Raw genomic sequence first — 26,076 nt, 5'->3', positions numbered from 1 at the left:
CGGGGCCCCGTAGCCGCTCGCGCCGGCCGCGGCGGACGTGCTGGTCGGGCCGGTGGTGCCGGAGGCCATCAGGCGGAGCGCTCCTGCAGCATCTCCGCGACGAGGAACGCCATCTCCAGGGACTGCTGGTGGTTCAGGCGCGGGTCGCACAGCGACTCGTACGCCGTCGACAGGTCGGCGTCGACGATGTCCTGGTGCCCGCCGAGCACCTCGGTGACGTCGCCGCCGGTCAGCTCCACGTGCAGGCCGCCGGGGATGGTCCCCAGGGAGTTGTGCACCTCGAAGAAGCCGCGGACCTCGTCGATGACGTCGTCGAAGCGCCGGGTCTTGTACCCCGAGGGGCTGGTGATGGTGTTGCCGTGCATGGGGTCGCACGTCCACACCACCTGGGCACCGGAGTCGGCGACGGCGTCGACGACGGCGGGCAGGTTGTCGCGGATCCTGCCCGCACCCATGCGCGTGACGAAGGTCAGGCGGCCCGGGCGGCGCTGGGGGTCGAGCTTGTCCACCAGGCCGAGGACCTCGTCCTTGGTGGTGGTCGGGCCCAGCTTGACGCCGATGGGGTTGCGCACGCGGGAGAGCAGGTCGACGTGGGCGCCGTCCAGCTGGCGGGTGCGCTCCCCGATCCACAGGAAGTGCGCCGAGACGTCGTAGAGCTTGCCGGTGCGGGAGTCGGTGCGGGTGAGCGCGCGCTCGTAGGGCAGCAGCAGCGCCTCGTGGGAGGCGTAGAACTCCACCCGGCCCAGCAGCTCGTCGCTGTAGGCGCCGCAGGCCTCCATGAAGGAGATGGCGCGCTCGATGTCGCGGGCGGTCGCCTCGTAGCGCGCGTTCGCGGCGTTGCGGGCGAAGCCCTTGTTCCAGGTGTGCACCTGGCGCAGGTCGGCCTCGCCGCCGGTGGTGAAGGCGCGGATGAGGTTCAGCGTCGCCGAGGAGCGGTGGTAGGCCTCCACGAGGCGGCGCGGGTCGTTGCGGCGCGCCTCGGGGGTGAAGGCGAAGTCGTTGACGGCGTCGCCGCGGTAGGCGGGCAGCGTCACGCCGTCGCGGGTCTCGCTGCCGCTGCTGCGGGGCTTGGCGAACTGGCCCGCCATGCGGCCGATCTTGACCACCGGCGTGCTGGCGGCGTAGGTGAGCACCACCGCCATCTGCAGGATGGTGCGCATCCGCTTGCGGATGGAGTCCGCGGTCGCGTCGGCGAAGGTCTCGGCGCAGTCCCCGCCCTGCAGCACGAAGGCGCGGCCGGTGGCGGCAGCTGCCAGGCGCTCGGTGAGCAGGTCGCACTCGCCGGCGAAGACCAGCGGCGGCAGGGTGGACAGCTCGGCGACGACGGCGGCCAGCTCGGCCTCGTCCCACTCCGGCTGCTGCTGCGCGGGCAGCTGCGCGGGCAGGTCGGCCACGGCGCCGTTGGGCGCGGCGAGGGCGTCGAGGGCGGAGCGGTACGCCACGCCGGCCGGCGCCCCCTGGGGCGAGGAGGCGGGCGGGACGGCGCCGGGCTGCGTCGTGGTGCTCACGACCGCCCAGGGTACGGGCGGGCGGCGCGGACGGTCACCGCCGCCCGCCGCCGTAGCCCGCAAGGACGGCGGCGGGCCGCCCGCGCCACCCGGTCGGCGGCAGGGACGGCCCGTCAGCGCGGCCGCGGGGGCCGCAGCGCTCGGCCGGTCGTCAGCCGGAGACGTGCGCCAGCTCGTCGATGCGGGAGGCGGTCACCGTCTTCAGCTCACCGGTGGCCTCGGCCAGCGGCACCTGGACGACCTCGGTGCCGCGCAGCGCCGCCATCGTGCCGAAGTTCCCCTCGGCGATGGCGGTGACGGCCGACAGGCCCGAGCGGGTGCCCAGGATGCGGTCGTAGGCGGTGGGGGTCCCGCCGCGCAGCAGGTGGCCGAGCACCGTGACGCGGGTGGGGAGGTCGGGCAGCTTCTCGTTGAGGATCCGCTCGAGCGCCTCGCCGGCGCCCTTGAGCTGCACGTGGCCGAAGGCGTCGAGCTCGGCGCCGGTGTGGGTGACGTCGCCGCCGGCGGCGATGGCGCCCTCGGAGATGACGACGAGCGGGGCCTCGCCGCGCTCGGCGACCCTCGCGATGGTGGCGGCGACCTCGTCGGCGTCGTACTCCTGCTCGGGCAGCAGCGTGACATGGGCCGAGGCGGCCATGCCGGTGTGCAGGGCGATCCAGCCGGCGTGGCGGCCCATGACCTCGACGATCATGGCGCGGTGGTGGCTGGCGCCGGTGGTGGCCAGGCGGTCGCAGGCGTCCACGGCGATCTGCACGGCGGTGTCGAAGCCGAAGGTGTAGTCCGTGGCCGACAGGTCGTTGTCGATGGTCTTGGGAGCCCCGACCACCTTGATGCCCTGGCCGTGCAGGTGCGTGGCCACGCCGAGGGTGTCCTCGCCGCCGATGGCCAGCAGCGCGTCCACGCCGAGGCGCTCCATGGTGGCGCGGATCTTCTCGACCCCGCCCTCCATCTTGACGGGGTTGGTGCGGGACGAGCCGAGGATCGTGCCGCCGACGGGGAGGATGTGCTCCACGACAGAGCGGTCGAGCGGCGTGGTCAGCCCCTCGACCGGGCCCTTCCAGCCGTCGCGGAAGCCCACGAACTCGAACCCGTACGTGTCCGTGCCCTTCAGCACGGCTGCACGGATGACGGCGTTGAGGCCGGGGCAGTCTCCGCCCCCGGTGAGAACTCCGATGCGCATGGTCACCCACCCTAGCGAGGGACGGCGAGCGCTCCCCCGGCGCGGGAAAGGAGATGACGGGCCGTCACCGCGGCGCCACGATGGGGCCCGTCCCCACCGTGCACGCCCCAGGAGGTCCGCATGCCTGATGACGCCCGCGACGACGCGCCCGCCGAGAGCGCCGCCGAGGCGCAGAAGCGGCGCTTCAAGGAGGCCCTGGAGCGCAAGCAGGGCGCGCAGCACCCGCACGACGAGGTGTTGGGCGGCAAGAACCTGCACGGCCGCGGGGGCGCCACCGCCCGCCAGGAGTTCCGGCGCAAGTCCGGCTGAGCCACGGCCGTCCCGGCCGTCACCCCCGTCGGCCAGCCCGACACCAGGTCAGCGACGTCGTCGGCGCCCCGGGCCGCTCGCCGGGCGCGCAGGCGGGGCCCCCTCCCCGGCGGCGCCGGTCGGCGCGCCGACGGCGGCAGCGGCCTCGTCGAGCGCTCCGGCGACCTCCAGCAGGGAGGCGGTCAGCTGGGCGTGCTGCTCCGGTGGCAGGTGCGCCACCGAGGCGTGCACCGCCAGGCCGATCGGGCGGTACACGGCACCCAGCTGCTGCCACCTCTCCGGGCGCAGCGCGATGCTCACGGCGCGGCGGTCGGTGGGGTCCTGGCTGCGGGTGACCCACCCGGACCGCTCGAGCCTGTCGACCAGGGCGGTGACCGCCGGGCGGGTCAGGTGCAGCGCTCCGGCGAGCCAGGCGGCGCTGCGGGGCCCGTCCTCGAGGAGGTTCAGGGCGCGCAGGTCGTTGCGCCCCAGGCCCAGGTGCTGCGCCGCGGCGTGCTCGCAGGCGCCGACCGCCTGGTACAGCGCCCGGCACGCGAGCAGCAGCGGGGCGTCCGGCGGCACGGCGCCCGGGTCGTCGGACTCGCTGGGCCGGTGGGGTGCGCGCGACCCGTTCATGGTGCGATCATCTCACTGTTCGACCAGTGAACTGATGTGGAGGTGGAGGGACCGTGCAGTGGACCGAGACCGTCGTCGTGCAGGCCCCGCTGGAGCGGGTGCGCCGAGCCGTGGCCGACGAGCACGAGGTGATGAGGTGGTCGGCGTGGCCGCAGGCGACCGGGTGCACCTGCGCCGTCGACGGCGACGGCACCTCGCCCGGCTCGGAGATCGTCTTCACCGACCCACGCGGCCGTGAGCAGGGGCGCCAGCGCCTGCAGGGCGTCACCGAGGCCGGCGCAGGGCACGGCGAGGAGGTCGTGGTGGCCTACCGCCTGAGCAACCGCGGGCCGGGCGGGCGCACGATGCACCCCGAGGTCGACTTCCGGCTGGGGGCCACCGGCCCGACCACCACGCAGGTCGCCTTGGACTTCCGCGCCACCCCGCCGCTGCCCCCGCCGCTGCGCCAGCTGGCCGAGCGGGTCATGGCACCGCGGGTGCGGGCCCTGCACGTCAAGGACCTGGAGCAGCTCAAGGCCCACGCCGAGACGGCCGCCGTCGAGGAGGAGCGGTGAGCGAGCCGGCGCAGGACACCTGGGACGACGACGTGGCCCGCGGCCTGGTGCCCCCCAGCGCCTGGGCCGCTGACGAGCAGGCCCGCGCCCGCGGACGCGTCGCCGTCTTCAACGCCGGCCGGCCCGGCGGGCTGGACGGCTGGACCATGGACGCCCGCCAGTACGCCGCGCTGAGGGAGCTGATCCTCGAGGTGCTCGCGGAGGCCGGTCCGGACGGCGTGCTGCTCAAGGACCTCGTCGCGCGCACCCAGGCCGAGCTCGGCGAGCACGAGCTCTTCCCAAAGGGGCGGCTGCGCAACTACTGCACCTTCACCAAGGTCGACCTGGAGGCGCGGGGTCTGGTGCGCCGGCTGCCGGTCCGCGGCGCCCAGCGCGTCGCCCTCGTCGACGCCGCGGACGACCCCGTGCCCGGCTGACCCCGTGCCCGGCTGACCGCGTGCCCGGCTGACCGAGCCGGGCGCACCGCTCAGCGGCCGCGCCACGCGCGGCGCAGGTCGGCCAGCCACGCCTCGCCCAGCGCGGCGCCGCCCGGGAGCCGGTCCTCGACGTCGTAGCGCCAGCTGGTGGCCAGGGCCCGCCCCAGCAGCCGGCACTCCTCCAGCAGCTCGCGGTCGACCCCGGGGCAGGCCTCTCCCACCCCCGCCGGCGCGTGGGCGAGGTCGTGCTCCACCGGCCCCCGGCAGCAGGTCTCCCAGTCGATGAAGACCGGGCCCTGCTCGGTCACCAGCACGTTGCCGGGGTGCGGCTCCCCGTGCAGCAGCTGGTCCCTCCCTGCGCGCTGGACCCGGTCGGCCCCCTTGGTGAGGACCTCCAGCAGCAGGTCGCGGTCCGCGGGGGCCAGGCGCGGCGTGCGCGCCGGGTCGGCGACCAGCCTCCGGGCCCGCTGGGCGCGGTCGGTGACGTGCGGGGCGACCACGGCCACGCCGCGCAGCGCCGCGTGCAGCCGCTGCAGGGCCCCCGCCAGCTCCGCGACGCCCAGCGGCGGCGCAGGCCTCGCCCCGCGGTAGGCCCAGAAGGTGGTGACGCAGCTGCCGCGCAGGTGGGGCGCAGCCGGCACCCGGTGGTCGAGCGGGACCACCGGGGCGCCGAGGCGCTCGAGCTGTCGGGCGACCTCGACCTCCAGCACCGCGGTGCGCAGGGCGGCCTCGACGGACGCGGCGCCGGCTGCCGGTCTCACCCGGGCGACCACGTCGCACGGCAGGAGCCGCAGGAGCACCGCGGTGGACTCGCTCAGCACCGCGACCCGGTCGACCTCCAGCCCGAACGACGCGGCGACGGCCGAGGCCGACCCGGCGGCCCGCGCCGACCTCCCTCCCGGCAGGGACTGGGTGCTGCGGTGCTCAGCAGCGTCCACGACGGCTCAGAGCCGCTCGAGGAGCAGGGCGTCCGGCACCCCCCGACACTCCCAGACGGCCGCGCACCCGCGCACCCGCGCACGCGTGGGGCCGCGCACCCGCACCCCTGTGCGCCGCACCACAGCCGTCTCCTGCCGTGCTGCCGCTCGTCACCGACCGCCACGGGGTGAGACTGGTCCGGTGGGCGCCGGGCGTGAGGACGAGGGCGCCGGGCAGCCCCGCCTGGCGCGCCGCGGGGTGCTCCTGCTGACGCTGCTGGGGGCCGCGACGCTGGTGGCCGGGCTGGTCAGCGGGTCGCTGACGGACCGGGACGGGAGCGCCGGCCCGGCTCCCTACGGCGTGGCGGGCTGCGAGCGGCCGGTGGCCGCCGCCCCGGTGGACGTCACGGTCACCGCCCGGGCGGTGGGGTCCGACGGCGCGCCCACCGGCGTGCTGGGCGGCACCGGGGCGCAGGACGGACCTGGCGGCGGGCTGCAGGTCGGCGCCAGCGTCCGCGACCTCGCCGGCTACGCCGCCCGCGCCGTGGTGGCCTGCGAGGTGGTGCAGGTGACGGTCTACCTGCACGACGCCACCGGCGGCGGCGCGGTGCCCGGCTCGCTGGAGCGCGCCGACCGGCTGCTGCAGGTCGAGGGCCAGGGCGGGCGCGGGCGCGTGGCAGCCCTCGACTGGCGCACCTGGGAGGCGTCGCTGCCCGAGGGCGCGCGCGCCGGGGAGCTGCAGGAGCAGGCGAGCTGGCTGGTCACCCTGCTCGACCCGCAACCGGGCACCTACCGGCTCACCGGGCGGGTGACGGCGTCCGGTGAGGGCGCACCAGCCACCAGCGGTGACGTCGAGGTGCTCCTCACGCTCGCTCCGCACGCCGGGTAGCGGGCCGGACCCGCCTCCGGGCGACCACCGGCTCGACCGGCGGGTCAGCGGGAGGGGCGGCGCAGGGGGGGCAGCAGCAGCACCAGCGCCGTGGCGAGCAGCACCACCGCCCCCACCACGCCGAGCACCGGCACCGGGCCGGTGACCAGGCCCCCGTCCGGCCCCGGCAGCGCCACGAGGACCGCGAGCGCGACCACCTGGGTGCCCGCCTGCACCGCCGCCCACCGCGCCAGCGGCCGGCGCACCGCCGCCAGCTGCACCCGGGCGCGCGCGGGCAGCACCCGGGCGAGCGCGGTGAGCACGTGCAGCAGGTGCAGCCCGGCGAGCAGGGCGAAGAAGCGCGGCTGCACGGGCAGCAGCGGCTGCAGGACCTGCGCGCCCGCCAGCACGAGCACCAGCGCGACCACGACCGGTGGGGAGGGGCGCAGCGCGACCACCGCGCCGACCGCCACCGCCAGCTGCCAGCTCCCCGGAATGGCACCGGCGACCAGCACGGCGGCCACCGCGCCCGCCACCAGGCGCAGCACGAGGGCGGGGACCGCGGGGCCCACGTCGGGCCACGCGGGGGCCGCCACCTGCGGGCGCCGCCCCCACGAGGGCCGCGCGACCCGGGAGGTCAGCGCGTCCCACCCGGGCACCCTCATCGCGACCTCACCGCGCCCCGACCGCGCCCCGCGGCGCCGGCCGGCGCCGCGAGAGCGCACGCAGCTGCGCCCGCCGCCCCGCCGTCCCCGCGGCACCCGCCCAGGAGACCACCTCCACGCCCACGGAGCGCAGGTCTTCCAGCCTGTCCTCCCGCTCAGCGGCCACCACCCGGTGCGCCAGGCGCTGCGCGGGGGTGCTGCCGCCCAGGCGGGGCGCGGGCAGCACGTCCACGGCCACCACGCGGTGCCCGCGGCTGCGCCAGGTGCGCGCCGCCGCGCCCGCGACGTCGTCGAGGAAGGTCGAGAGCACGTACACCAGCGCCGCAGGCGGCACGGGCGGCAGCCGCCGCACCCCGCTGAGCACCCCGGCCGCACGGGTGGTGGCCACCGCCGCCAGCACCCGGCGCAGGTGCCGGTCTCCGGAGCCGACCGCGGTGGCGCGGTGGGCACCACCCAGCTCGCAGAAGCCGACCCGGTCACCGCGCCTGACCGTGCCCGCCGCCAGCGCGCTGGCCGCCTGCCGGGCCAGGTGCAGCGAGCTGGTGCCGCGGCGCTCCGCCCGGTTCGCGCCCCACTGCGCCACCACCTCCCCGACGTCGTCACGGGAGTCGAGGACGACGACGGCGGCGGCGTCCGAGGTCGCCAGGCTGCGCCGCACGTACAGCTCGCTCACCTCCCCCGGGGTGCTCGAGCGGCGCGCGGTGGTGCGCCAGTCGATGCGCCGCAGGCGGTCACCGGGCACGAACGGCCCGACGTCGCGGAAGTCGCCGCCCTGGCCCGGGCGGGAGGAGTCGTGCACGCCGCTGAGCCCCCGCAGGCCCGGGGGCAGCGGCAGGTCGGCGACGGGGGCGAACGCCGGCGCGAGCACCCGCTCGGCGCTGACGGGCCCCAGCGGTCCGGCCACCAGGGCGGCGTCGCCGGTCGCCAGGCCCAGCTCGGCGCGGGCGACCTCCTGCGGCCCGGAGACGCCCAGCAGGGCGACCTCGCCGCGCAGCTCGGTGGTGCCCGGCCCGACGGCCAGCACCCGCGAGCGCCCTCCGACCAGCCGCAGCCGCACCAGCGCCAGCTCGGTGCCCGGGGGCACGGCCAGGCCCACCCGGTACTCCACCCGCGGGCGGGTGGAGCCGTCCTCGCGGCGGTCCAGGCGGCTGTCCACGGCCACGTCCAGGCCCGCCTCCCCCGCCGGGGGCCGCTGTCGGCCGAGGGCGGCGGTGAGCAGCAGCGGCGCGCCCAGCAGGGCGACGTCGGGCCGCCCCAGCACCAGGCCGGCGGCGGCGAGCACCACGCCCAGGCCCAGGGCCAGCGCCGGGGCGGCCGTCCATGTCCAGTCCGGCCGCTGCCTCACGGGCGGGCCGCAGCGGCGGCCGTGGCCGGCCCGGGCACGGTGGCCACCACCGCCCGGACCACCTCGGCGGTCTCGGTGCCGGCCGCCCAGGCGTCGGTGGTCAGCACCAGGCGGTGCGCCAGGACGGGCCCGGCGGCCCGCTTGACGTCCTCGGGCTGCACCCACGCGCGCCCGTCGAGCACCGCCAGCGCCCGGGAGACCAGCAGCAGGGCCTGCGAGCCGCGCGGGCTGGCGCCGACCTGCACCGAGGGGTGGGCGCGGGTGGCCACGGCGAGGTCCACGCAGTAGCCGGCGACGTCCGGGTCGACGTGCACGGCCTCCACCGCCGCCTGCATCGCGAGCACGGCGGCGGCGTCCACCACCTGCTCCACGGGCGCGGCCTCCTGGCGGCGCCCCACGCGGTTCAGCAGGATCCGCTGCTCCTGGGCCCGGTCGGGGTAGCCGACGGCCAGGCGGACCATGAACCGGTCCAGCTGGGCCTCGGGCAGCGCGTAGGTGCCCTCGTGCTCGACGGGGTTGGAGGTGGCCACCACCCGGAACGGCTGTGGCAGGGGGAAGCTGCGGCCCTCCACCGTGACCTGCCCCTCGGCCATGGCCTCCAGCAGCGCCGACTGCGTCTTGGGCGGGGTGCGGTTGACCTCGTCGGCCAGCAGCAGGCTGGTGAAGACCGGCCCGGGCTGGAAGGTGAAGGCGCGCTCGGCGGGGTCGTAGACGAAGGAGCCGGTGATGTCGGCGGGCAGCAGGTCCGGCGTGCACTGCAGGCGCCGGAAGTCCAGCCCCAGGGCCGAGGCCAGGCTGCGCGCCGCCAGCGTCTTGCCCAGGCCGGGCACGTCCTCGAAGAGCACGTGCCCGCCGGCCAGCAGCGCGGCCAGGGCCAGCTCCAGGGCGTCGTCCATCCCCACCGCCACGCGGCCGACCCGCTCCAGCACCTCCCGCGCCAGGCGGGCGACGTCGTCCACCTCCAGCCGGGCGCCCCCGGCCCCCGCGCCCTCCTGCTGCTCGCTCACGCGTCTCCCTCCGGTCCTGACGACGACGGCGGCGGCTGGGCGCCGCCGGGTCCCAGCTCCTCCAGCCTGGCCAGGCAGTGCGCCACGGCCCTGACCCCCGGCGTCGGGGAGGAGCGCGAGAGCAGCACCCGCACGGCGGGTGCGCCCAGCAGCCCCTCCGCCGCCGCCCGGCCTGCGGGGTCGTCCAGGTCGAGCCCGCGGCGGCGCAGCCGGGCTCGGCCCAGCGCCTGCACGCGCACCAGGCCGGCCTGGCCCATGCCGCCCTGGCGCGCGGTGAAGGCCACCGACAGGCCCACCAGGTCGCTGCGCGAGCCCGGCTCGGAGGCCGCTGGCTCCGCGGGCCAGCGGTGGGCGTCCTGGCGCGGCAGCGCGACGCCCACCAGGCCCGCGCACAGCAGCGCCAGACCGATCGTGGTGACCTCCGCCGCGCTCCACCCCGCGACGGCCATGGCCACCACGAGCACCGCCACCACCGCGGCCGCCACCTGCACCCGGGTGCGGCGCGGCTCGCGCAGCAGCTCGCGGACCGCCTCCCGCAGCGCCTCAGCCGCCACGCGGCACCTCCCCCTGCACCGGGGCCTGCACCGGGGCCTGCACCGGGGCCTGCACCGGGGCCGGGGCCTGCACCGGGGCCGCACCGGCGGCGTCCCAGGAGCGGGCCAGGGCGCGCAGGGCGGCGCGGGCGCGGTCGGCGTCCTGGCCGTCCGCTGCGCCGCTGCGCCGCTGCGCGGCGGTGCCGAACCGCGCCCGGGAGTACAGGGCGCGCAGCACCTCCACCGCCTCGCGGTCGGCGGGGACGCGGGCGAGCAGACGGGTGGTGAACTCCGTCGGCGTCTCGGAGGCCAGGCGCGCCAGCCCGGCGTCCTGCGCGGTCTCCTCCAGGCCCAGCCAGGCGCGCACCACGGCGTCGTCGAGGTCGCGCGGCCCTTCGAGCTCCTCCAGGGACCTGGCGATCCCGCGGCGCACCACCGGAGCGCTGGCGACGTCCAGGGGCTCCCCGGACGTCCCCTCGACCGGCGCCAGGCGCTCGCGGCGGCTGGTGCGGCGCCGCCACAGGCGCAGCACGAGCAGGGACAGCAGCAGCACCAGCACCACCACGCCCACCGCCAGGGCCGGCAGGGCGAGCGCCGACAGGTCCAGCGGCGCGGCTCCGGGCAGCACGTCCAGCTCGCTGGAGGTGCGGGTGGGCGTCGGCGTCGGCAGGGGGGCTCCGGGGATCGGGGGCCGCCGCCCGGAGGGGGTGGTCAGGCCCTCGGCGGCGGCGGCGAGCACCACCAGCAGCACCGCGACGGCGGCGCCGACCACGAGCCGGTGCTGGCGCACAGCCCCTCCCCCGCCGCTGGTCACCACGGGCCGCCGCTGCTGCAGCCCTCGGGTGCCGGGGCGCCGGCGCCCCGCAGCACAGACAAGCACGCCCCGGCCGGCCGGCTCCGCCCGGGGCGGCCCGGCCCAGCCCGCGGGTGCAGCGGCCTCAGCGCCGCCGGTACCAGGTGGTGCGGTAGCGGGGCCCGGTGCGGGAGGTGGCCCAGCCCCCGCCAGCCGGCTCACGGCGCTCGGCGGACCACGCGGCCGGGTCGACGTGCGGCGCGAGCGCCTGCTGGGACCGGTCACCCCCCACCTCGAGGTCGACCTCGGTGACGACGAGGACGTCGAGGACGCCCTCGTCCAGCGCCAGGGCGTACACCTGCGCGCCGCCGATCACCCACACCTCGCCGTCGGCGCCGTCCCCGGGCTCGGCGGCGGCCGCGAGCGCCTCCGGCAGGGTCGCGGCGGGCACCGCACCGGGCGCGGTCCAGGAGCGGTCACGGGTGAGGACGACGCAGCGGCGGCCGGGCAGCGGCCGGAACCGGTCCGGCAGGGAGTCCCAGGTGGCGCGGCCCATGACCACGCCGTGGCCCCTGGTGGTGCGGGAGAAGAGGGCGAGGTCCTCGGGCACGTCCCACGGGACGGTGCCGTCGGCGCCGATGACGCCGCTGCGGTCCTGCGCCCACACGGCGCCGACCGCGCTGCCGGCCCCGCTGCCGGAGGCCCTGTCGGGCCCGGTGGCGCTCACACGGCCACCGGCGCCTTGATGGCCGGGTGGTGGGAGTAGCCGACCACCTCGACGTCCTCGACGGCGTGCTCCAGCAGCGGCGCCGGGCGCAGGCGCAGCTGCGGGAAGGGGAACGGCTCGCGGGAGAGCTGCTCGCGCACCTGGTCGACGTGGTTGTCGTAGACGTGGCAGTCCCCGCCAGTCCAGATGAAGTCACCGACGTCCAGGCCCACCTCGGCCGCGACCATGTGGGTCAGCAGCGCGTAGCTGGCGATGTTGAAGGGCACGCCGAGGAAGAGGTCGGCGCTGCGCTGGTACAGCTGGCACGACAGGCGGCCGCCGGCCACGTAGAACTGGAAGAGGGCGTGGCAGGGCGCCAGCGCCATCCTGTCCAGCTCGGCGACGTTCCAGGCCGAGACGAGCATGCGGCGCGAGTCCGGGTCCCGCCGCAGCGTGTCGAGCACCTGGGCCAGCTGGTCCACGGTGCCGCCGTCGGGAGTGGGCCAGGAGCGCCACTGCACGCCGTAGACCGGGCCGAGGTCGCCGTCGGGGCCCGCCCACTCGTCCCAGATGGTCACGCCGCGCTCCTGCAGCCAGCGGACGTTGCCGTCTCCGCGGAGGAACCACAGCAGCTCGGCCACGACCGAGCGCAGGTGCACCCGCTTGGTGGTGACGAGCGGGAAGCCCGCCGACAGGTCGTAGCGCAGCTGCGCGCCGAAGACGCTGCGGGTGCCGGTCCCGGTGCGGTCGGCCTTGGGCGCGCCGTGCTCCATGACGTGGGCGAGGAGGTCCTCGTACTGCCGGTCGACGGGCCGGTCGACGGGCCGGTCAACGGGCGCGTCGGCGGGGGCGAGCTGCTCCGGGGTCACCGCGGCAGGCTAGACCGCGCCGACGACGACCGGGCGCCGCCACAGGGCCGCCGTCCGCCTTCCCCCTGGGCGCGGGGTGGCCCTGGTCCACTCCTGCGAGAGCAGGGCCACCCTGCGCCCAACCGGGGTGGGAGCGGCTCCACCCGGGACCGCGCAGGAGCGCGGGGCAGCATGGGCTCGTGGACGTGCCTGCGACCCGCGTGCTGCTCATCGGCTTCGAGCCCTTCGACGGCGACCGGGCCAACCCCTCCTGGCCGGCGGTGCAGCGGGCGGCCGAGCTGCTGGAGGACGACGCCCGGCCCGCGGGCGGCCTCCTCGTCACGACGAGGCTGCTGCCGGTGGAGTTCGGGCGCAGCGCCGACCTCCTGCGCGCCGCCGTCGACGCCGCGGGCGCCGACGTCGTCGTCTGCGCCGGGCTCGCCGGGGGCACCGACGCCGTGCGGGTGGAGCGGGTGGCGGTCAACCTCGACGACGCCCGCATCCCGGACGCCGCCGGCCACCAGCCCGTCGACGTCCCCTCCGTGCCCGGCGGCCCGGCGGCCTGGTTCGCGACGCTGCCCGTGAAGGCGGCGGTCCGCGCCGTCGCCGACGCCGGGGTGCCGGTGCAGCTGTCGCCCAGCGCGGGCGGCTTCGTGTGCAACCACGTCTTCGCCGCGCTCATGGACCACCTGCAGCAGCGCGGCGAGGGCTCCCGCGGCGGCTTCGTGCACCTGCCGTGGGCGAGTGAGCTGCCGCACCCGCCGGGCGTGCCGCACCTGCCGCTGGAGGAGCTGGCCCGGGCCCTGGTGGCCGTCGTCCGTGCGGCGCTGACGACCTCGGAGGACCTGCGCGTCCCCGGCGGCCGGCTCCACTGACGCGGTCGGCGGCGCGGGGGACGTCGCGCTGGGTCGCGCGCCGTCAGGCCGGCAGCAGGCGCACCCCGTCGTCGTCGCCCACCAGCCGCACCTGGGACAGGTCGACGACGAGCGCGTCAGCCCCGGCCTGCTGCAGCTGGGCGACGCGGTGCGTCGTCGCGACCGCCAGCGTCGCGCACCCGGCGGCCCGGCCCGCCGCAATCCCGGCGGGCGCGTCCTCGACCACCAGGCAGCGCGCCGGGTCGACCCCGAGGCGCCGGGCGGCCAGCAGGTAGGGCGCCGGGTCGGGCTTGCCGCGCTCGACGTCGCTGGCGGTGACCACGACCGCGGGAGCGGGCAGCCCGGTGGCGCCGATGCGCGCGGTGGCCAGCGGGCGGGTGCAGGAGGTGGCGATGGCCGCCCGCGGCGCCGGCAGCGCCGCGAGCGCGTCGCGGGCGCCGGGCAGCACCACGATGCCGTCGGTGTCGGCCACCTCGATGTCGTCGATGCGCTGCGTGGCCGACGCCCACCGGTCCGGGGGCAGCAGCCGCTCCACGATCTGCGCCGAGGGGATGCCGTGCATGCCCGCCAGCCGCGCCGGGTCGACGCCCTCCTCGGCCGCCCAGCGGTACCAGGAGCGCACCACCACGGGGCCGGAGTCGATCAGCGTGCCGTCCATGTCGAACAGCACCGCCTCGAAGGTCCGCGCGGCCAGGGCGTCCAGCCCGAGGGGCAGGCCCTGCGGCGCGGGCAGGGGCTCGGTGTCCACGGCGGGCAGACTAGAGCCGGTGAGCACCCCCGACGGCCGGCCCACCCCCGCCGGCCGCCCCGCCGCCACCGCCGCGGCCGCCGGTCCGCGGCGCCAGCGCCTCGTGGGCGTCGACGCCGCCCGCGGCCTGGCGCTGCTGGGGATGATGGGCACCCACCTGGTCTCGCGCACCACCGCCGACGGCTCGGTCAGCTGGGTGTACGAGGTCTTCAGCGGCCGGGCGTCGGCGCTGTTCGCCGTGCTGGCCGGGGTGGGGCTGGCGCTGGCCACCGGCCGCACCGACCCGCCGCGCGGCCGGGAGCTGCGCGCGGCGCGCGCGGGCGTGCTGGCCCGCGCCGCCGTGGTGGCCGGGGTCGGCCTGCTGGTGGGCCTGGCGCCGGGCTACATCTACGTGATCCTCGTGTACTACGGGCTGCTCTTCGCGATCGGCTCGCTCTTCGTGGGACTCCGCTGGCGCGCCCTGGCGGTCCTGGGCGGCACGTGGCTGCTGGTGGGGCCGGTGGTGGCGCGCCTGGTGCGCCCCCTGGTGGCCGGTCCCGGCGGGGCGCCCACCTTCGACGTCCCCGACCCCACCTCGCTGCTGAGCCCGCTGCAGCTGCTCACCGGCCTGCTGGTCACGGGCGTCTACCCGGTGCTGACGTGGACGGGCTACCTGCTGGTGGGGATGGCCGTGGGCCGCCTGCCGCTGCAGCGGGCGGCGGTGGCGGGCTGGCTGGCGGCCACCGGCGCGGTGGCCGCCGTGGTGGCGCCGCTGGCCTCGGCGGCGGCGCTGGGCGCGGCCGGGGGCCCGCAGGTGCTGCAGGGGCAGGCGCCGCCCTCCTGGCAGCTCTCCGACCTGCCGCTGGCGCTGGAGACGTTCCTGCCCGGGGCCACGCCGACGACGACGTGGGCGTGGCTGCTGGTCGACACCCCGCACTCGGCCACCCCGTTCGACCTGGTGGGCACCACCGGCAGCGCGCTGGCGGTGCTGGGCCTGGCCCTGCTGGTGGGGCGGTCCGTGCCGTGGCTGCTCGCGCCGCTGGCCGGGGCGGGCGCGATGACGCTGACGCTGTACTCCCTGCACGTGGTCACCTCCCGGCCCACGGCCGAGGTGCTGGGGGGTGAGGCCGCGTGGCTGTTCCACGCTGGCGCCGCGGTGGTGGTCGGGCTGGCCGTGCGCGAGTCGGGGCGGAGGGGCCCGCTGGAGGCGGTGGCCGCCGCGGCCACGCGGGCGGCCCGCGACCTGGTCCTCAGCCGCTCGGCCACCCGGTGAGCGCGGGCGCGCCGCTCAGGCGGTGACGGGCGGCAGGTCGGCGTCGACCACGGCGGTGCCGTCGGGGTCGAGCACCTGCACCCTGGCGGCGTCGGCGCGCAGCACCGCGGCGTTCATCGTGCAGTCGATCGCCCCGCCGGTGCCCAGGACCGTCCCGGCGACCACCGCGCGGCCGGCCTCGTCGACGACCACCACCTGGTAGGTCTCACCCGCGGCGAGCCCGTCCAGGTCGAGCACGGTCTCGGTGCCCCACCGGTGCGCGACCACCGAGGCCGTCGCGCCCACGCCGGGTGAGGTGGTCACCGCGACCTGCTCGACGGCACCGAGGGTCCCGGGGGGACCGACGACGACGGCGGGCCGGGCCCGCTCGTCCAGCGCACCGCGCACCAGCGCCCCGCCCAGGCCACCCACCGCGAGCAGCAGGCACGCGGCCAGCGCCAGCCCCGCGGTGCGCCGCGCCGAGCGCTCACCCGGGCGCCGCGCGGAGCGCTGGCGCGGCAGCTGCGCCGCCGGCGCGGGCGCGCGTCCCGGCTCGTCCTCCTGCGGCAGCGGGCGCGGCGCGGTCTCCCGCCACGCCGCCGCGGGCTCGCGCAGGGGCTCCAGCTCGGCCAGCACCCCGCGCAGCTCGGCCAGCTCGGCCGCCGCCCGCGGCTCGCGCGCCAGCAGGTCCTCCAGCTGCGCGCGCTCGCCCTCGTCGAGGTGGCCGGTCGCCGCGGCGGCGAGCAGGGCCCGGTCAGCGTCGTCCACGGTCGTCCACCTCCTGCAGCTCGGTCCGGAGCGCCTTGAGCGCGTAGAACATCCTCGTGCGCAGCGTGGCCACGGCGACGCCCGTCTCCTGGAATACGTCCGCGTAGTCCCGTCCGTTCAGGTGCACCTGGACCACCACCTGGCGGTGCTCGGGGCTCAGCTGCGCCAGGGCCTGCGCCAGCCTCATCCGCTCCACCACCGCGGCCGGCGCGTCGCGCGGGTCCGCGACCTCGGGCAGGGAGGCGTCGGCGGCCACGGGAGCCCGGCGCGCGCGGGCGCGGGCAGCGTCGACCACCACGTTGCGAGTGATCGCGAACAGCCAGGTGCGCACCGACCCGCGGTCGGGGTCGTGGCGCTCCGCGGAGCGCCACGCGCGCAGGAAGGCCTCCTGCACGCAGTCCTCCGCCAGGGCCCTGTCCCGCAGGGCGCTCGCGGCGAAGGCGACCAGGGACGCGCCGTGCTCGGCGTAGGCCGCGCGCACGTCGAAGGCGCTGCGTCCCACCGTGCTCCTCCCGCTCACCGCTGGCGCCGCGCGGCTCCTGCGCGGCCCGGCCCGCGAAAAAGTACAGACCGCGCTGAACGCGGGCGATCCGGGCGTCGTAGGACCGGGTGAACCCCCCGACAGCGGAGGGGTCCGCTCACACGGAGGAGAAGTCCATGCGCCCCACCCGCACCGCCGCCGCCGCTGCCGCCGGAGCGATCGCCCTGTCGGCCCTCGGGGTCGGCGCCGCTCAGGCCACCGGACCCAAGGGCGGCGGTCCCCAGGGCGGCCAGGCCGTCGTCGCGCTCGCCGGCCAGGGCACCTCCCTGGTGCAGCTGCGCGTCACCGGCACCGTCCGCGCCATGGAGGCGAAGAAGGTGACCGGCTTCCTTCCCGAGGAGGACACCAAGCTCGTCGGCATCGACCACCGCGTCCAGGACGGCAAGCTCTACGGCGTCGGCGACAAGGGCGGCGTCTACACCCTCGACGCCGGCAGCGGCGCCGCCACCAAGGTCGCCCAGCTGACCGTCGCCCTGCAGGGCAGCGCCTTCGGCGTCGACTTCAACCCCGCCGCCAACGCGCTGCGCATCATCAGCGACACCGGCCAGAACCTGCGCCACCCGTTCGCGACCCCCGGCGCCGCCACCGTGGCCGACACCGCGCTGAACTCCCCCACGGCCACCCCGCCGGTCACCGGCACGCAGGGCGTGACGGGCGCCGCCTACACCAACAACGACCTCGTCGACACCACCGGCACGGTCCTGTACGACATCTCCACCGCCAGCGACCAGCTGCTCATCCAGTCCCCCGCCAACTCCGGCGCCCTGGTGCCGGTGGGCGCCCTCGGCGTGGACGCGCAGGGCGACGCCGGCTTCGACGTCCTGTCCGAGCTGCGCGACGGCAAGGCCGTCGGCGCGAAGGCGTGGGCCTCGCTCACGGTGGGCGGCAAGGCCGGCCTCTACGAGGTCAACCTCGTCAACGGCTCCGCCTCCAAGGTCGGCGACCTGCCCGCGGGCGTCACCGACATCGCGGTGCCGCTGGCCCGCTGACCCCGGGAGGGGCGCGCAGGCAGCGGACGTCGGGCCGGAAGAGGGGGCCGGCCCGGCGTCCGCTCAGGCGCTGGTCGAGGACCGGTGCAGCGCGCCCGCGCGGCGCATCGCCGCGCGGGCGCGCTTGCGGTCACCGGCGACGTCGTAGGCGCACGCCAGCCGGAACCACGAGCCGAAGTCCTCCGGGGCGGCCTCGGTCTCGGCGCGGTAGCGCTCGAAGGCGGCGTCAGCGGCGGCCCGCTCGATGCGGCCCGCCTCGTTGCGCGGCAGGTCGTCGGGGGGCAGGCGGCCCTCGGCCGCCAGCTGGCGCGCCATCGCCTCGGTGCGCACCCCGAAGAGCAGCTCCCGCCCGATGGCCCAGACCACCAGGACCGGGAGGATGAGCACCCCGACGCCGAGCGCCACCGCCGCGGGCTCACCGCTGGCGACGAGCACCACACCGCGCTGGCCCAGGAGCACGAGGTAGAGCAGCAGCGCGGCCAGCAGCAGCCCGATGACGGCCTTCGTCTTCACGCCCGCTCCACTCCCCCGCCGCGGCCGGTCAGACGCCGAGCAGGTGCTCGAGGCCCACGGTGAGGCCGGGGCGCTGCGCCACCTCGCGCACCGCCAGCAGCAGCCCGGGGGCGTAGGCGGTGCGGTCGGTGGCCTCGTGGCGCAGGGTCAGCACCTCGCCGTGGTTGCCCAGCCAGACCTCCTGGGCGGCCATGACGCCGGCCATCCGCAGGCTGTGCACGGGCACGCCCTCGACGCTCGCGCCGCGGGCGCCCTCCATCGACGACGTCGTCGCGTCAGGGGCCTGTGCAGTGCCGGCCTCCCGGCGGGCGGCGGCCACGAGCTCCGCCGTGCGCACCGCCGTGCCGCTCGGGGCGTCGACCTTGGCCGGGTGGTGCGCCTCGAGCACCTCCACCGACGTGAACCAGCGGGCGGCCTGCTGCGCGAAGCGCACCGCCAGCACCGCCCCGAGGGCGAAGTTGGGGACGACGACGACGCCGGTGCCCTCCGGCGCTGCGTCCAGCTGCGCGCGCAGCCGGCCCAGCGCGGCCTCGTCCCAGCCGCTGGTGCCCACCACGACGTGCACGCCGGCGGACACGAGCGCCCCGACGACGCCCGGGGACGCGGACGGCACGGACAGGTCCACGGCCACCCGGGCGCAGGACTCGCGCGCCAGGGCAGCGGGGTCGTCACCGCGGCCGGCGCGGGCGACGAGCTCGAGGTCGTCGGCGGAGCCGACGGCGTCGCACGCCATGCGGCCCATCCTCCCGCCGGCACCGACCACGAGCACGCGGGTGGGTCCGTCCGGACCGCCGCTCACGGGGCGACCCCCACGGGGTCGGCGTCGAAGGGACCCACCACGGTGAGGTGGTGCGGCGCGGCCCACAGCTCCGCAGCCAGCTGCTGCACGTCCTCGGCGGTCACCGAGGCCGCGCGGGCCAGGGCGTCGTCCAGGGACAGGAACTCCCCGTGCACGAGCTCGGCCTTGCCCAGGCGGGACATCCGGGATCCGGAGTCCTCCAGGGCCAGGACGGTGCCGCCGCTGACCTGGCCGATCGCGCGCTCCAGCTCACCCTCGCGCAGGCCGTCGGTGGCCAGCAGCTCCCACTCGCGGGCCAGCAGCTCCACCACCTGCGGCACCCGCGCCGGCGTGCACCCGGCGTAGACGCCGAACAGGCCGGCGTCGGCGTAGCCGGAGGAGAACGAGTACACCGAGTACGCGAGCCCGCGGCGCTCGCGCACCTCCTGGAAGAGGCGGCTGCTCATGCCCCCGCCCAGGACGGCGTTGAGCACGGCCAGGACGTGGCGGCGCGGGTCGCCCGCGCGCAGCCCGGCGCCGCCGAGCACCACGTTGGCCTGCTCGGTGGGCCGGTCGACCGTCAGCACCGAGGTGGCGGGCAGCCCGTCGGCGATGCCGCGGGCCCCCCGGCCGCCCGAGGAGCGGCGCGGCAGCGGCGTGCGGTCGTCCCGGGGCCACCCCGCACCGGCCAGGGCCGCCGAGACCGCGTCGCAGACGGCGTCGTGGTCCAGGCCGCCGGCGGCGGTCACCACGAGACCGGGAGCGGTGTAGTGCTGCTGGTAGTGCTCCCAGACGGCGTCGCGCGGCACGTCCAGGATGGTCTGCGCGGTGCCGCCGATGGGGCGGCCCAGCGGGGTGCCCTCGCCGAAGACCTGCTCGGTGAAGCGCTCGTGGGCGACGTCGACGGGGTCGTCGTCGTTCATCGCCAGCTCCTCGAGGATCACCTGGCGCTCGCCCTCGAGGTCGTCGGGGTCGAGCGTGGCGGAGGTGACCATGTCGGCGATGACGTCGACCGCCAGCGGCAGGTCGGTGTCGAGCACCCGCGCGTAGTAGGTGGTGTGCTCCTTGCCGGTGGCGGCGTTGGACTCCCCGCCGACCGCGTCGAACGCCGAGGCGATGTCGAGGGCGGAGCGGTTGCGGGTGCCCTTGAAGAGCAGGTGCTCGAGGAAGTGCGTGGAGCCGTGGTGGCCGTCGGCCTCGTCGCGCGACCCGACGCCCACCCAGGCGCCCAGGGTCGCCGAGCGCAGCCCGGGCACCGCCTCGGTGAGCACCCGGACGCCTCCGGCCAGGACGCTGCGGCGCACGGTGGCGCCGGCGTCCTGGCCGGAGAGGACCAGGGTGCCCTCCTGCTCCAGGGGCAGGGGGACGGCCGTCATGTCAGCGGGTCAGTCCTCAGATCGCCGCGGCCGGAGCGTCGGCCTCGGAGGCCTGCTCGCCGGGGGCGTCGGAGCCCTCGACGACCGGGGACAGGCTGAGCTTGCCGCGCGGGTCGATCTCGGTGATCTCCACCTGGATCTTCTGGCCCACGGAGACCACGTCGTCGACGGACTCCACGCGCTTGCCGCCGGCCAGCGCGCGCATCTTGGAGATGTGCAGCAGGCCGTCCTTGCCCGGCGTCAGGGAGACGAAGGCGCCGAACGCGGTCGTCTTGACGACGGTGCCGACGTAGCGCTCGCCCACCTCGGGCATCTGCGGGTTGGCGATGGCGTTGATCGCGCTGCGCGCGGCCTCCGCCGACGGGCCGTCGACGGCGCCGATGTACACGGTGCCGTCGTCCTCGATGGAGATGTCGGCGCCGGTGTCGTCCTGGATCTGGTTGATCATCTTGCCCTTCGGGCCGATGACCTCGCCGATCTTGTCGACCGGGACCTTCACCGAGATGACGCGCGGGGCGGTGTCCGCCATCTCGTCGGGGCTGTCGATGGCCTCGGCCATCACCGACAGGATGTGCAGGCGGGCCTCGCGGGCCTGGGTCAGCGCGCTGGCGAGCACCGAGGCGGGGATGCCGTCGAGCTTGGTGTCCAGCTGGATCGCGGTGACGAACTCGGAGGTGCCGGCCACCTTGAAGTCCATGTCACCGAACGCGTCCTCCGCGCCCAGGATGTCGGTGAGCGCCGCGTAGCGGGTCTCACCGTCGACCTCGGCGGAGACCAGGCCCATGGCGATGCCCGCGACGGGCGCGCGCAGCGGCACACCGGCGTTGAGCAGCGACAGGGTGGACGCGCAGACCGAGCCCATCGAGGTGGAGCCGTTGGAGCCCAGCGCCTCGGAGACCTGGCGGATCGCGTAGGGGAACTCCTCGCGGCTCGGCAGCACCGGCACGAGCGCGCGCTCGGCCAGGGCGCCGTGGCCGATCTCGCGGCGCTTCGGGGAGCCGACGCGGCCGGTCTCGCCGGTGGAGAACGGCGGGAAGTTGTAGTTGTGCATGTAGCGCTTGCGCGTCACCGGCGAGAGCGTGTCGAGCTGCTGCTCCATGCGGAGCATGTTCAGCGTGGTGACGCCCAGGATCTGGGTCTCACCGCGCTCGAACAGCGCCGAGCCGTGCACGCGGGGCAGCACGTCGACCTCGGCCGAGAGCTGGCGGATGTCGCGCAGGCCGCGGCCGTCGATGCGGGTGCCGTCGCGCAGGATCGACTGGCGCACGAGCGCCTTGTTCAGCGAGCGGAAGGCGGCCGAGACCTCCTTCTCGCGCCCCTCGAACCGGGCCGCGAGGGCGTCCTTGACCTTGGCCTTGGCGGCGTCGGTGGCGGCCTCGCGCTCCTGCTTGTCGGCGATGGCCAGCGCCGCCGTGAGGTCCGCGGTGCCGGCGGCCTCGACGGCCTCGTACACGTCGTCGGAGTAGTCCAGGAAGCGCGGGAACTCGACGGCCGGCTTCTGCGCGGCGGCGGCCAGCTCGGCCTGGGCGCGGCACAGCTCGGCGATGAAGGGCTTGGCGGCCTCGAGGCCCTGCGCGACGACCTCCTCGGTCGGCGCCGGGGCGCCGCCCTTGATGGCGTCCCAGGACGTCTCGGTGGCCTCGGCCTCGACCATCATGATCGCGACGTCGTCGCCCACGACGCGGCCGGCGACGACCATGTCGAAGACGGCGCGCTCGATCTCGGAGTGGCGCGGGAAGGCGACCCACTGGCCGTCGATCAGGGCGACGCGGACGCCGCCGATCGGGCCGGAGAACGGCAGGCCGCTCAGCTGGGTGGACGCGGAGGCCGCGTTGATGGCCAGCACGTCGTACGGGTCGTCGGGGTGCAGCGCGAGCACCGAGATGACCACCTGGACCTCGTTGCGCAGGCCGCTCACGAACGAGGGGCGCAGCGGCCGGTCGATGAGGCGGCAGGTGAGGATCGCGTCGGTGCCGGGGCGGCCCTCGCGGCGGAAGAACGAGCCGGGGATCTTGCCCGCGGCGTACATCCGCTCCTCGACGTCGACGGTGAGCGGGAAGAAGTCGAAGCCGTCGCGCGGCTGCTTGCCGGCGGTGGTGGCGCTCAGCAGCATCGTCTCGCCGTCGAGGTAGGCGGCGACCGAGCCGGCGGCCTGCTTGGCGAGGCGGCCGGTCTCGAAGCGGACGGTGCGGGAGCCGAACGAGCCGTTGTCGAGGACGGCGGTGGCGGCGGAGATCTCGGGACCCTCCACGGGTTCCCTCTCTTTCTCTCGATGGGCCGGGCGCGAGCGGGCGCTGACCGGCCATCGATCGAAGCCGCCGGTCCGCCCCCGCGGGCGGGGGTTCCGGCGGCCACTGTCGAGGACCGGGCCTCGCGCGGACCGCCCGGTGCTGTCAGGGACTGCGGGGAAGCGCTGCGACCCCCGGCGGGCGCCGGGGGTCGCAGGAGGTCAGCGGCGGATGCCGAGCCGCTCGATCAGCGAGCGGTAGCGGTTGATGTCCGTCTTGGTCAGGTACTGCAGCAGACGGCGGCGCTGGCCGACGAGCAGGAGCAGGCCACGACGGCTGTGGTGGTCGTGCGGGTGCTCCTTGAAGTGCTCGGTGAGGTCCTTGATGCGCTGCGTGAGCAGCGCGACCTGCACCTCCGGGGAGCCCGTGTCGCCCTCGGCGGTGGCGTACTCGGTCATGATGCGCTGCTTGGTGGCGGCGTCCAGGGGCATGGCGCGGCACTCCTCGTGGTGTCTCGTTGCGCGGCGCTCCGGGGCTGGTCCACCCGGGCTCTTCGGTCCGCGGCCGGTCGAACGGCAGCCCCCATGCTACAGCCGCGCGCCGCACCCCCCGCCACGGGCGGTCCGGTGCCCGCCTCAGCCCTGCGAGGGGTGCGCGGCGAGCACCTGGCGGCAGCGCACCACGTCGGCGTCCATCTGCTCCACGAGCGCCTCCACGGAGTCGAAGCGCAGCGTGGGCCGCAGCAGCTCCACGACGTCGACCCCGACGCGCTCGCCGTACAGGTCCAGCTCCGCGGAGGCCTGCGCCCCGACCAGCGCGTGCGCCTCCAGGCGGCGCTCCAGGCCGTCGAAGGTGGGGTTGGTCCCGATGGAGACCGCGGCCGGCAGCACCCGGCCGCCGCGCGCGGCGGCCTCGGCGTCGGAGGCCCCGGCCAGGCCCAGCCGCACCAGCCACCCGGCGTAGACGCCGTCGGCGGGGACGAGCACCTCCACCTGGCCCAGGTTGGCCGTGGGGTAGCCGAGCTCGCGCCCGCGGTGGTCGCCGTGGACGACGACGCCCTCCACCCGGTGGGGCCTGCCCAGCTGCTCGGCGGCGGCCGCGGCGTCGCCCTCGGCGAGCAGCTCGCGCACCCAGGAGGAGCTCCAGCGCCGCTCGCCGTCGTCCTGCTGACCGCCGTCGCCGTGGACGTCCTCCAGGGCCACCGTCTCGAAGCCGTGCTCGGCGCCCAGCGCCCGCAGGGTCTCCAGCGAGCCCGACCCGCTCCTGCCGAAGCGCGCGTCGCGCCCGGCGCAGACCACCTCGGCGCCCAGGGCGCCCACGAGCACGTCGGCGACGAAGCGCTCGGGAGGCCACGAGGCCAGCTCGGGGGTGAAGGGCAGGACGAGGACGGCGTCCAGGCCGGTCTGCTCCAGCAGCTCCAGCTTGCGCCGCAGCGCGGTCAGCAGCGGGGGCGCCGCCTGCGGGCGCAGCACGGCCAGGGGGTGGGGCTCGAAGGTGACCGCCACGGCCTGCCCGCCGCGGCTGCGCGCCCGGGCCACCACCGCCCGCAGCACGCTGGCGTGGCCGCGGTGCACCCCGTCGAAGTTGCCGAGCGCCACCACCGAGGGGCCGAACCCCGCCGGGACCTGCTCCAGGCCAGACCACCGCTGCACGCCGACAGTCTGGACGCCGTCCCGGCAGGGCCGCCGAGGGGGGCCGCAGGGAGGGCCGCCGGGAGGACCGCCGGCGTGCGGGAGCCGGTGGTGCGGCCGATCATGGCGGGATGGCAGGGATCCTCGACAAGCTCACCCGCTTCGCCCGCAGCCCGCAGGGGCAGCGCGCCATCGGCACCGCCAGCCGCAAGGCCCAGGAGTACGCGCGGGACCCGAAGAACCGCTCGAAGATCGAGCAGCTGCGCTCGCGGCTCGGTGGCCGCGGCGGCTCGGCCGGCGGGGGCAGCACCCCGCGCTGACCGGCCGCTGACCTCACCGCGGCTCGCAGGCCGCGGCGAGGTCGCCGTGGTAGGCGAGCACCACCGGGCCGCCGGCGCAGACCGTGCTGCGGCCCGGCTCCAGCGCGCTGCGCGCCTCGCGCCCGTGGTCGGGCGCGGCCAGGCCCAGCAGCGACTCCAGCGCGCCCGGGCCGGTGACCCGGTCCACGCGGGTGTCGTCGGGGTCCTGCCCGGCGGACTGCGCGGCCCGGCGGTAGGCCTCGTCGTAGCCGAGCACCGCGTCCGCCAGGCCGACGTCCACGGCGGTCTGGGCGTCGTAGAGGTAGGCGCCCAGCTGGTCCCTGACGGTGGCCTCGGGGATGCCGCGGCCCTGGGAGACCCACGCCACGAAGGCGTCGTACTCCCGGGCCAGGCCGGCGGTCCACACGGCCCGCTCCTCCTCGGTCATGTCGCGGTAGGGGTTGCCGAAGTCCTTGCCCCTGCCCTGCGACAGGTACTCCTGGGTGATGCCGCCCTCGGTGGTCACCCCGGGGGCGAGCAGGGAGCCGGGGATGCCGGTGACGTCGCGGTAGCGCTCGAAGGGCCCCGAGATGACGCCGATGCTGCCGACCAGGCTGCCGTGGTCGACCACGACGTCGTCGACGCCGGCCATGGCGTACATCCCGCCGGAGGCCGACAGCCCCTGCACGAACGCCGTGACCGGGTTGCCGGTGCGCTCGGAGTAGCGCTGCACGGCGTCGGCGATCGCCCGCGAGCCGTGGATGGTGCCGCCGGGGGTGTTCATCTCCAGCACCAGGCCGTCGGCGTCGTCGGGTCCGAGCTGGTCGATGGTGCGGGCCACCTCGTAGCCGTAGGTGGCCGCGCCGAAGGTGGCGCCGTCGCTGGGCCCGCCGAGGATGGTGCCGCTCACGGGGACCGCCACCAGCCGGCCGGTGGCGGCCGGGTTCCCCCAGACCGTCTCGGTGGCCCGCTGCCCGGGGCCGGTGGCCGTTCCCGCCAGGCCCGCCAGCCCCGCGACCAGCGCGGCGACCAGCGCCCCGCCGACCACCAGGCAGACCGCGCCGAGCACCAGGCCGGCCCCCAGGCTCGCGCCGAGCCCGAGGCCGAACCCGCGGCGGAACCCGCCGCGCTGGCGCGGCGGGGGGGCCGGCTGGGCCGCCGGCGGGAACCCCTGCTGGGGCAGCTGCGGCGCGGCCGTCCCGGGGCCCTGCGGGGGCAGCGGTCCGGAGCTCCCGGGCGGGGGCGCTCCGTACGGGTCGTGCGGGGGCGGGGTGCTCATCGTGGCGCTCCGTCGTGGTCCGGTGGCAGTGCGCCGACGGTATCCGGCCCCTGCGCGCACCCATCGGCGATCATGCACAAGACCCGCACCCGAGGGTTCCGGGTGCGGGTCTCCTGCATGATCACCGGCGGGTGCGGCTAGTCGCGGCCGCCGCGGGCCGGCTCCTCCAGCGCCACCTCCTCGTCGGTGAGCAGCCGCGACCTGATGAGGAACCTCACGCCCTCGGGGGCCTCCAGGCTGAAGCCCGCCCCGCGGCCCTTGACGACGTCGACGGTGAGGTGGGTGTGCCGCCAGTACTCGTACTGCGACGCGGACATCCAGAACGGCGCACCGGCCACCTCCCCCAGCAGCACGTCGGCCTCGGAGGTGATGAAGTCGCCGTCGGGGAAGCACATCGGCGACGAGCCGTCGCAGCAGCCCCCGGACTGGTGGAACATCACCGGCCCGTGCTGCTCGACCAGCTGCGCGACGAGGGCCGCCGCCTCGGGGGTGATGTCCACCCGCGAGGCGGCGACCGCTCCTGGACCCGTGCTCATGGCAGCGTCCGGGCCGCCCG

At 76.9% G+C, this 26,076-nt stretch carries 30 protein-coding genes; 8 read left to right on the top strand and 22 right to left on the bottom strand.

Features of this window, described 5'->3' with window-relative positions; all coding sequences use genetic code 11:
* Positions 1-68 precede the first annotated feature (68 nt).
* Both ACUN9U_RS04115 and ACUN9U_RS04110 read right to left on the bottom strand, forming a co-directional pair.
* A complete protein-coding gene (locus tag ACUN9U_RS04115) occupies positions 69-1,394 on the bottom strand; it encodes a class II 3-deoxy-7-phosphoheptulonate synthase (protein WP_445483737.1) in 1,326 nt (441 codons plus the stop codon).
* Between the two features lie 265 nt (positions 1,395-1,659).
* A complete protein-coding gene (locus ACUN9U_RS04110; RefSeq protein WP_445483645.1) occupies positions 1,660-2,688 on the bottom strand; it encodes an ATP-dependent 6-phosphofructokinase in 1,029 nt (342 codons plus the stop codon).
* 120 nt (positions 2,689-2,808) lie between these two features.
* On the opposite strand from ACUN9U_RS04110, the gene ACUN9U_RS04105 reads away from it, so the two are divergent.
* Positions 2,809-2,997: a DUF5302 domain-containing protein gene (locus ACUN9U_RS04105; protein WP_445483644.1), complete on the top strand. Its 189-nt coding sequence runs from the start codon at positions 2,809-2,811 to the stop codon at positions 2,995-2,997.
* A gap of 48 nt (positions 2,998-3,045) precedes the next feature.
* On the opposite strand, the gene ACUN9U_RS04100 is transcribed toward ACUN9U_RS04105, so the two are convergent.
* Positions 3,046-3,612, bottom strand: a complete 567-nt coding sequence (locus ACUN9U_RS04100; RefSeq protein WP_445483643.1) for a MarR family winged helix-turn-helix transcriptional regulator — start codon at positions 3,610-3,612, stop codon at positions 3,046-3,048.
* A 53-nt stretch (positions 3,613-3,665) separates the two neighbouring features.
* Between ACUN9U_RS04100 and ACUN9U_RS04095 the strand changes: the two genes are divergently transcribed.
* Positions 3,666-4,166, top strand: coding sequence for an SRPBCC family protein (locus ACUN9U_RS04095; protein WP_445483642.1), 501 nt, complete (start codon positions 3,666-3,668; stop codon positions 4,164-4,166).
* Entirely contained in the window at positions 4,163-4,582 is a 420-nt protein-coding gene (locus ACUN9U_RS04090) for a DUF6958 family protein (protein ID WP_445483641.1), read from the top strand. Before ACUN9U_RS04095 ends, ACUN9U_RS04090 begins: the two co-directional genes overlap by 4 nt.
* A 50-nt stretch (positions 4,583-4,632) precedes the next feature.
* Here the strand turns inward: ACUN9U_RS04090 and ACUN9U_RS04085 are convergent, their stop codons facing one another.
* Positions 4,633-5,520: an aminoglycoside phosphotransferase family protein gene (locus ACUN9U_RS04085; RefSeq protein ID WP_445483640.1), complete on the bottom strand. Its 888-nt coding sequence runs from the start codon at positions 5,518-5,520 to the stop codon at positions 4,633-4,635.
* Positions 5,521-5,701: 181 nt separating this feature from the next.
* Between ACUN9U_RS04085 and ACUN9U_RS04080 the strand changes: the two genes are divergently transcribed.
* Positions 5,702-6,388 carry a hypothetical protein gene (locus tag ACUN9U_RS04080; protein ID WP_445483639.1) on the top strand — a complete coding sequence of 229 codons (687 nt, stop codon included), beginning with the start codon at positions 5,702-5,704 and terminating at the stop codon, positions 6,386-6,388.
* A 44-nt stretch (positions 6,389-6,432) separates the two neighbouring features.
* Here ACUN9U_RS04080 and ACUN9U_RS04075 read toward each other — a convergent pair whose 3' ends face one another.
* From ACUN9U_RS04075 to ACUN9U_RS04045, 7 genes are all read right to left on the bottom strand, one after another.
* The gene (locus tag ACUN9U_RS04075) at positions 6,433-7,032 is read right to left on the bottom strand and encodes a hypothetical protein (protein ID WP_445483638.1); all 600 of its coding nucleotides are present in this window, start codon (positions 7,030-7,032) and stop codon (positions 6,433-6,435) included.
* A gap of 7 nt (positions 7,033-7,039) precedes the next feature.
* Positions 7,040-8,377 carry a DUF58 domain-containing protein gene (locus tag ACUN9U_RS04070; RefSeq protein ID WP_445483637.1) on the bottom strand — a complete coding sequence of 446 codons (1,338 nt, stop codon included), beginning with the start codon at positions 8,375-8,377 and terminating at the stop codon, positions 7,040-7,042.
* Positions 8,374-9,384: an AAA family ATPase gene (locus ACUN9U_RS04065; protein ID WP_445483636.1), complete on the bottom strand. Its 1,011-nt coding sequence runs from the start codon at positions 9,382-9,384 to the stop codon at positions 8,374-8,376. Before ACUN9U_RS04065 ends, ACUN9U_RS04070 begins: the two co-directional genes overlap by 4 nt.
* Complete coding sequence (locus ACUN9U_RS04060) at positions 9,381-9,938, bottom strand: hypothetical protein (protein WP_445483635.1); 558 nt, start codon at positions 9,936-9,938, stop codon at positions 9,381-9,383. Before ACUN9U_RS04060 ends, ACUN9U_RS04065 begins: the two co-directional genes overlap by 4 nt.
* On the bottom strand, positions 9,928-10,707 hold the full coding sequence (locus ACUN9U_RS04055; RefSeq protein WP_445483634.1) for a DUF4129 domain-containing protein: 780 nt from the start codon (positions 10,705-10,707) through the stop codon (positions 9,928-9,930). Before ACUN9U_RS04055 ends, ACUN9U_RS04060 begins: the two co-directional genes overlap by 11 nt.
* 148 nt (positions 10,708-10,855) lie before the next feature.
* Positions 10,856-11,437: a dihydrofolate reductase gene (locus ACUN9U_RS04050; RefSeq protein WP_445483633.1), complete on the bottom strand. Its 582-nt coding sequence runs from the start codon at positions 11,435-11,437 to the stop codon at positions 10,856-10,858.
* Positions 11,434-12,189: a thymidylate synthase gene (locus ACUN9U_RS04045; RefSeq protein ID WP_445483736.1), complete on the bottom strand. Its 756-nt coding sequence runs from the start codon at positions 12,187-12,189 to the stop codon at positions 11,434-11,436. Before ACUN9U_RS04045 ends, ACUN9U_RS04050 begins: the two co-directional genes overlap by 4 nt.
* Before the next feature lie 275 nt (positions 12,190-12,464).
* On the opposite strand from ACUN9U_RS04045, the gene ACUN9U_RS04040 reads away from it, so the two are divergent.
* Positions 12,465-13,139, top strand: coding sequence for a pyroglutamyl-peptidase I family protein (locus ACUN9U_RS04040; protein WP_445483632.1), 675 nt, complete (start codon positions 12,465-12,467; stop codon positions 13,137-13,139).
* Between the two features lie 43 nt (positions 13,140-13,182).
* Here the strand turns inward: ACUN9U_RS04040 and ACUN9U_RS04035 are convergent, their stop codons facing one another.
* Positions 13,183-13,887 carry an HAD-IA family hydrolase gene (locus ACUN9U_RS04035; protein ID WP_445483631.1) on the bottom strand — a complete coding sequence of 235 codons (705 nt, stop codon included), beginning with the start codon at positions 13,885-13,887 and terminating at the stop codon, positions 13,183-13,185.
* Between the two features lie 19 nt (positions 13,888-13,906).
* Here ACUN9U_RS04035 and ACUN9U_RS04030 point away from each other — a divergent pair, with 19 nt between their 5' ends.
* Entirely contained in the window at positions 13,907-15,139 is a 1,233-nt protein-coding gene (locus ACUN9U_RS04030; protein ID WP_445483630.1) for a heparan-alpha-glucosaminide N-acetyltransferase domain-containing protein, read from the top strand.
* 15 nt (positions 15,140-15,154) lie between these two features.
* Here the strand turns inward: ACUN9U_RS04030 and ACUN9U_RS04025 are convergent, their stop codons facing one another.
* Together ACUN9U_RS04025 and ACUN9U_RS04020 are read right to left on the bottom strand one after the other, a co-directional pair.
* Complete coding sequence (locus ACUN9U_RS04025; protein ID WP_445483629.1) at positions 15,155-15,886, bottom strand: hypothetical protein; 732 nt, start codon at positions 15,884-15,886, stop codon at positions 15,155-15,157.
* Entirely contained in the window at positions 15,873-16,388 is a 516-nt protein-coding gene (locus ACUN9U_RS04020) for a sigma-70 family RNA polymerase sigma factor (protein WP_445483628.1), read from the bottom strand. The genes ACUN9U_RS04025 and ACUN9U_RS04020 overlap by 14 nt, the downstream gene beginning before the upstream one ends.
* Before the next feature lie 155 nt (positions 16,389-16,543).
* Here ACUN9U_RS04020 and ACUN9U_RS04015 point away from each other — a divergent pair, with 155 nt between their 5' ends.
* The gene (locus tag ACUN9U_RS04015) at positions 16,544-17,416 is read left to right on the top strand and encodes a DUF4394 domain-containing protein (protein ID WP_445483627.1); all 873 of its coding nucleotides are present in this window, start codon (positions 16,544-16,546) and stop codon (positions 17,414-17,416) included.
* Between the two features lie 63 nt (positions 17,417-17,479).
* On the opposite strand, the gene ACUN9U_RS04010 is transcribed toward ACUN9U_RS04015, so the two are convergent.
* The 6 genes from ACUN9U_RS04010 to ACUN9U_RS03985 all read right to left on the bottom strand — a co-directional run bounded on the left by ACUN9U_RS04010 (position 17,480) and on the right by ACUN9U_RS03985 (position 23,963).
* Positions 17,480-17,929: a hypothetical protein gene (locus ACUN9U_RS04010; protein ID WP_445483626.1), complete on the bottom strand. Its 450-nt coding sequence runs from the start codon at positions 17,927-17,929 to the stop codon at positions 17,480-17,482.
* 28 nt (positions 17,930-17,957) lie between these two features.
* Positions 17,958-18,728 carry a 4-hydroxy-tetrahydrodipicolinate reductase gene (gene dapB, locus ACUN9U_RS04005; protein WP_445483625.1) on the bottom strand — a complete coding sequence of 257 codons (771 nt, stop codon included), beginning with the start codon at positions 18,726-18,728 and terminating at the stop codon, positions 17,958-17,960.
* A complete protein-coding gene (locus ACUN9U_RS04000; protein ID WP_445483624.1) occupies positions 18,725-20,083 on the bottom strand; it encodes a M16 family metallopeptidase in 1,359 nt (452 codons plus the stop codon). The genes dapB and ACUN9U_RS04000 overlap by 4 nt, the downstream gene beginning before the upstream one ends.
* A gap of 16 nt (positions 20,084-20,099) precedes the next feature.
* On the bottom strand, positions 20,100-22,334 hold the full coding sequence (locus tag ACUN9U_RS03995) for a polyribonucleotide nucleotidyltransferase (RefSeq protein ID WP_445483623.1): 2,235 nt from the start codon (positions 22,332-22,334) through the stop codon (positions 20,100-20,102).
* 198 nt (positions 22,335-22,532) lie between these two features.
* Positions 22,533-22,802, bottom strand: a complete 270-nt coding sequence (gene rpsO, locus ACUN9U_RS03990) for a 30S ribosomal protein S15 (protein ID WP_445483622.1) — start codon at positions 22,800-22,802, stop codon at positions 22,533-22,535.
* Positions 22,803-22,946: 144 nt separating this feature from the next.
* Positions 22,947-23,963, bottom strand: coding sequence for a bifunctional riboflavin kinase/FAD synthetase (locus tag ACUN9U_RS03985; RefSeq protein WP_445483621.1), 1,017 nt, complete (start codon positions 23,961-23,963; stop codon positions 22,947-22,949).
* Between the two features lie 110 nt (positions 23,964-24,073).
* Between ACUN9U_RS03985 and ACUN9U_RS03980 the strand changes: the two genes are divergently transcribed.
* On the top strand, positions 24,074-24,262 hold the full coding sequence (locus ACUN9U_RS03980; RefSeq protein ID WP_445483620.1) for a hypothetical protein: 189 nt from the start codon (positions 24,074-24,076) through the stop codon (positions 24,260-24,262).
* Positions 24,263-24,275: 13 nt separating this feature from the next.
* Here the strand turns inward: ACUN9U_RS03980 and ACUN9U_RS03975 are convergent, their stop codons facing one another.
* Together ACUN9U_RS03975 and ACUN9U_RS03970 are read right to left on the bottom strand one after the other, a co-directional pair.
* A complete protein-coding gene (locus tag ACUN9U_RS03975) occupies positions 24,276-25,520 on the bottom strand; it encodes a S49 family peptidase (protein WP_445483619.1) in 1,245 nt (414 codons plus the stop codon).
* Positions 25,521-25,657: 137 nt separating this feature from the next.
* Entirely contained in the window at positions 25,658-26,056 is a 399-nt protein-coding gene (locus ACUN9U_RS03970; RefSeq protein WP_445483618.1) for a DUF779 domain-containing protein, read from the bottom strand.
* Positions 26,057-26,076 lie beyond the last annotated feature (20 nt).

This window comes from Quadrisphaera sp. KR29 (genome assembly GCF_052644995.1).
Note: the sequence above shows the minus strand (reverse complement) of the source record. Positions and strands in the feature narration are given on the sequence as shown.

Bases quoted from the DNA above. Each gene is read 5' to 3' on its own strand.
- ACUN9U_RS03970 (WP_445483618.1), bottom strand. From the start codon at position 26,056: ATGAGCACGGGTCCAGGAGCGGTCGCCGCCTCGCGGGTGGACATCACC.
- ACUN9U_RS03980 (WP_445483620.1), top strand. From the start codon at position 24,074: ATGGCAGGGATCCTCGACAAGCTCACCCGCTTCGCCCGCAGCCCGCAG.
- ACUN9U_RS04000 (WP_445483624.1), bottom strand. From the start codon at position 20,083: ATGACGGCCGTCCCCCTGCCCCTGGAGCAGGAGGGCACCCTGGTCCTC.
- ACUN9U_RS04110 (WP_445483645.1), bottom strand. From the start codon at position 2,688: ATGCGCATCGGAGTTCTCACCGGGGGCGGAGACTGCCCCGGCCTCAAC.
- ACUN9U_RS04045 (WP_445483736.1), bottom strand. From the start codon at position 12,189: ATGGAGCACGGCGCGCCCAAGGCCGACCGCACCGGGACCGGCACCCGC.
- rpsO (WP_445483622.1), bottom strand. From the start codon at position 22,802: ATGCCCCTGGACGCCGCCACCAAGCAGCGCATCATGACCGAGTACGCC.
- ACUN9U_RS03975 (WP_445483619.1), bottom strand. From the start codon at position 25,520: ATGAGCACCCCGCCCCCGCACGACCCGTACGGAGCGCCCCCGCCCGGG.
- ACUN9U_RS04100 (WP_445483643.1), bottom strand. From the start codon at position 3,612: ATGAACGGGTCGCGCGCACCCCACCGGCCCAGCGAGTCCGACGACCCG.
- ACUN9U_RS04105 (WP_445483644.1), top strand. From the start codon at position 2,809: ATGCCTGATGACGCCCGCGACGACGCGCCCGCCGAGAGCGCCGCCGAG.
- ACUN9U_RS04015 (WP_445483627.1), top strand. From the start codon at position 16,544: ATGCGCCCCACCCGCACCGCCGCCGCCGCTGCCGCCGGAGCGATCGCC.
- ACUN9U_RS04075 (WP_445483638.1), bottom strand. From the start codon at position 7,032: ATGAGGGTGCCCGGGTGGGACGCGCTGACCTCCCGGGTCGCGCGGCCC.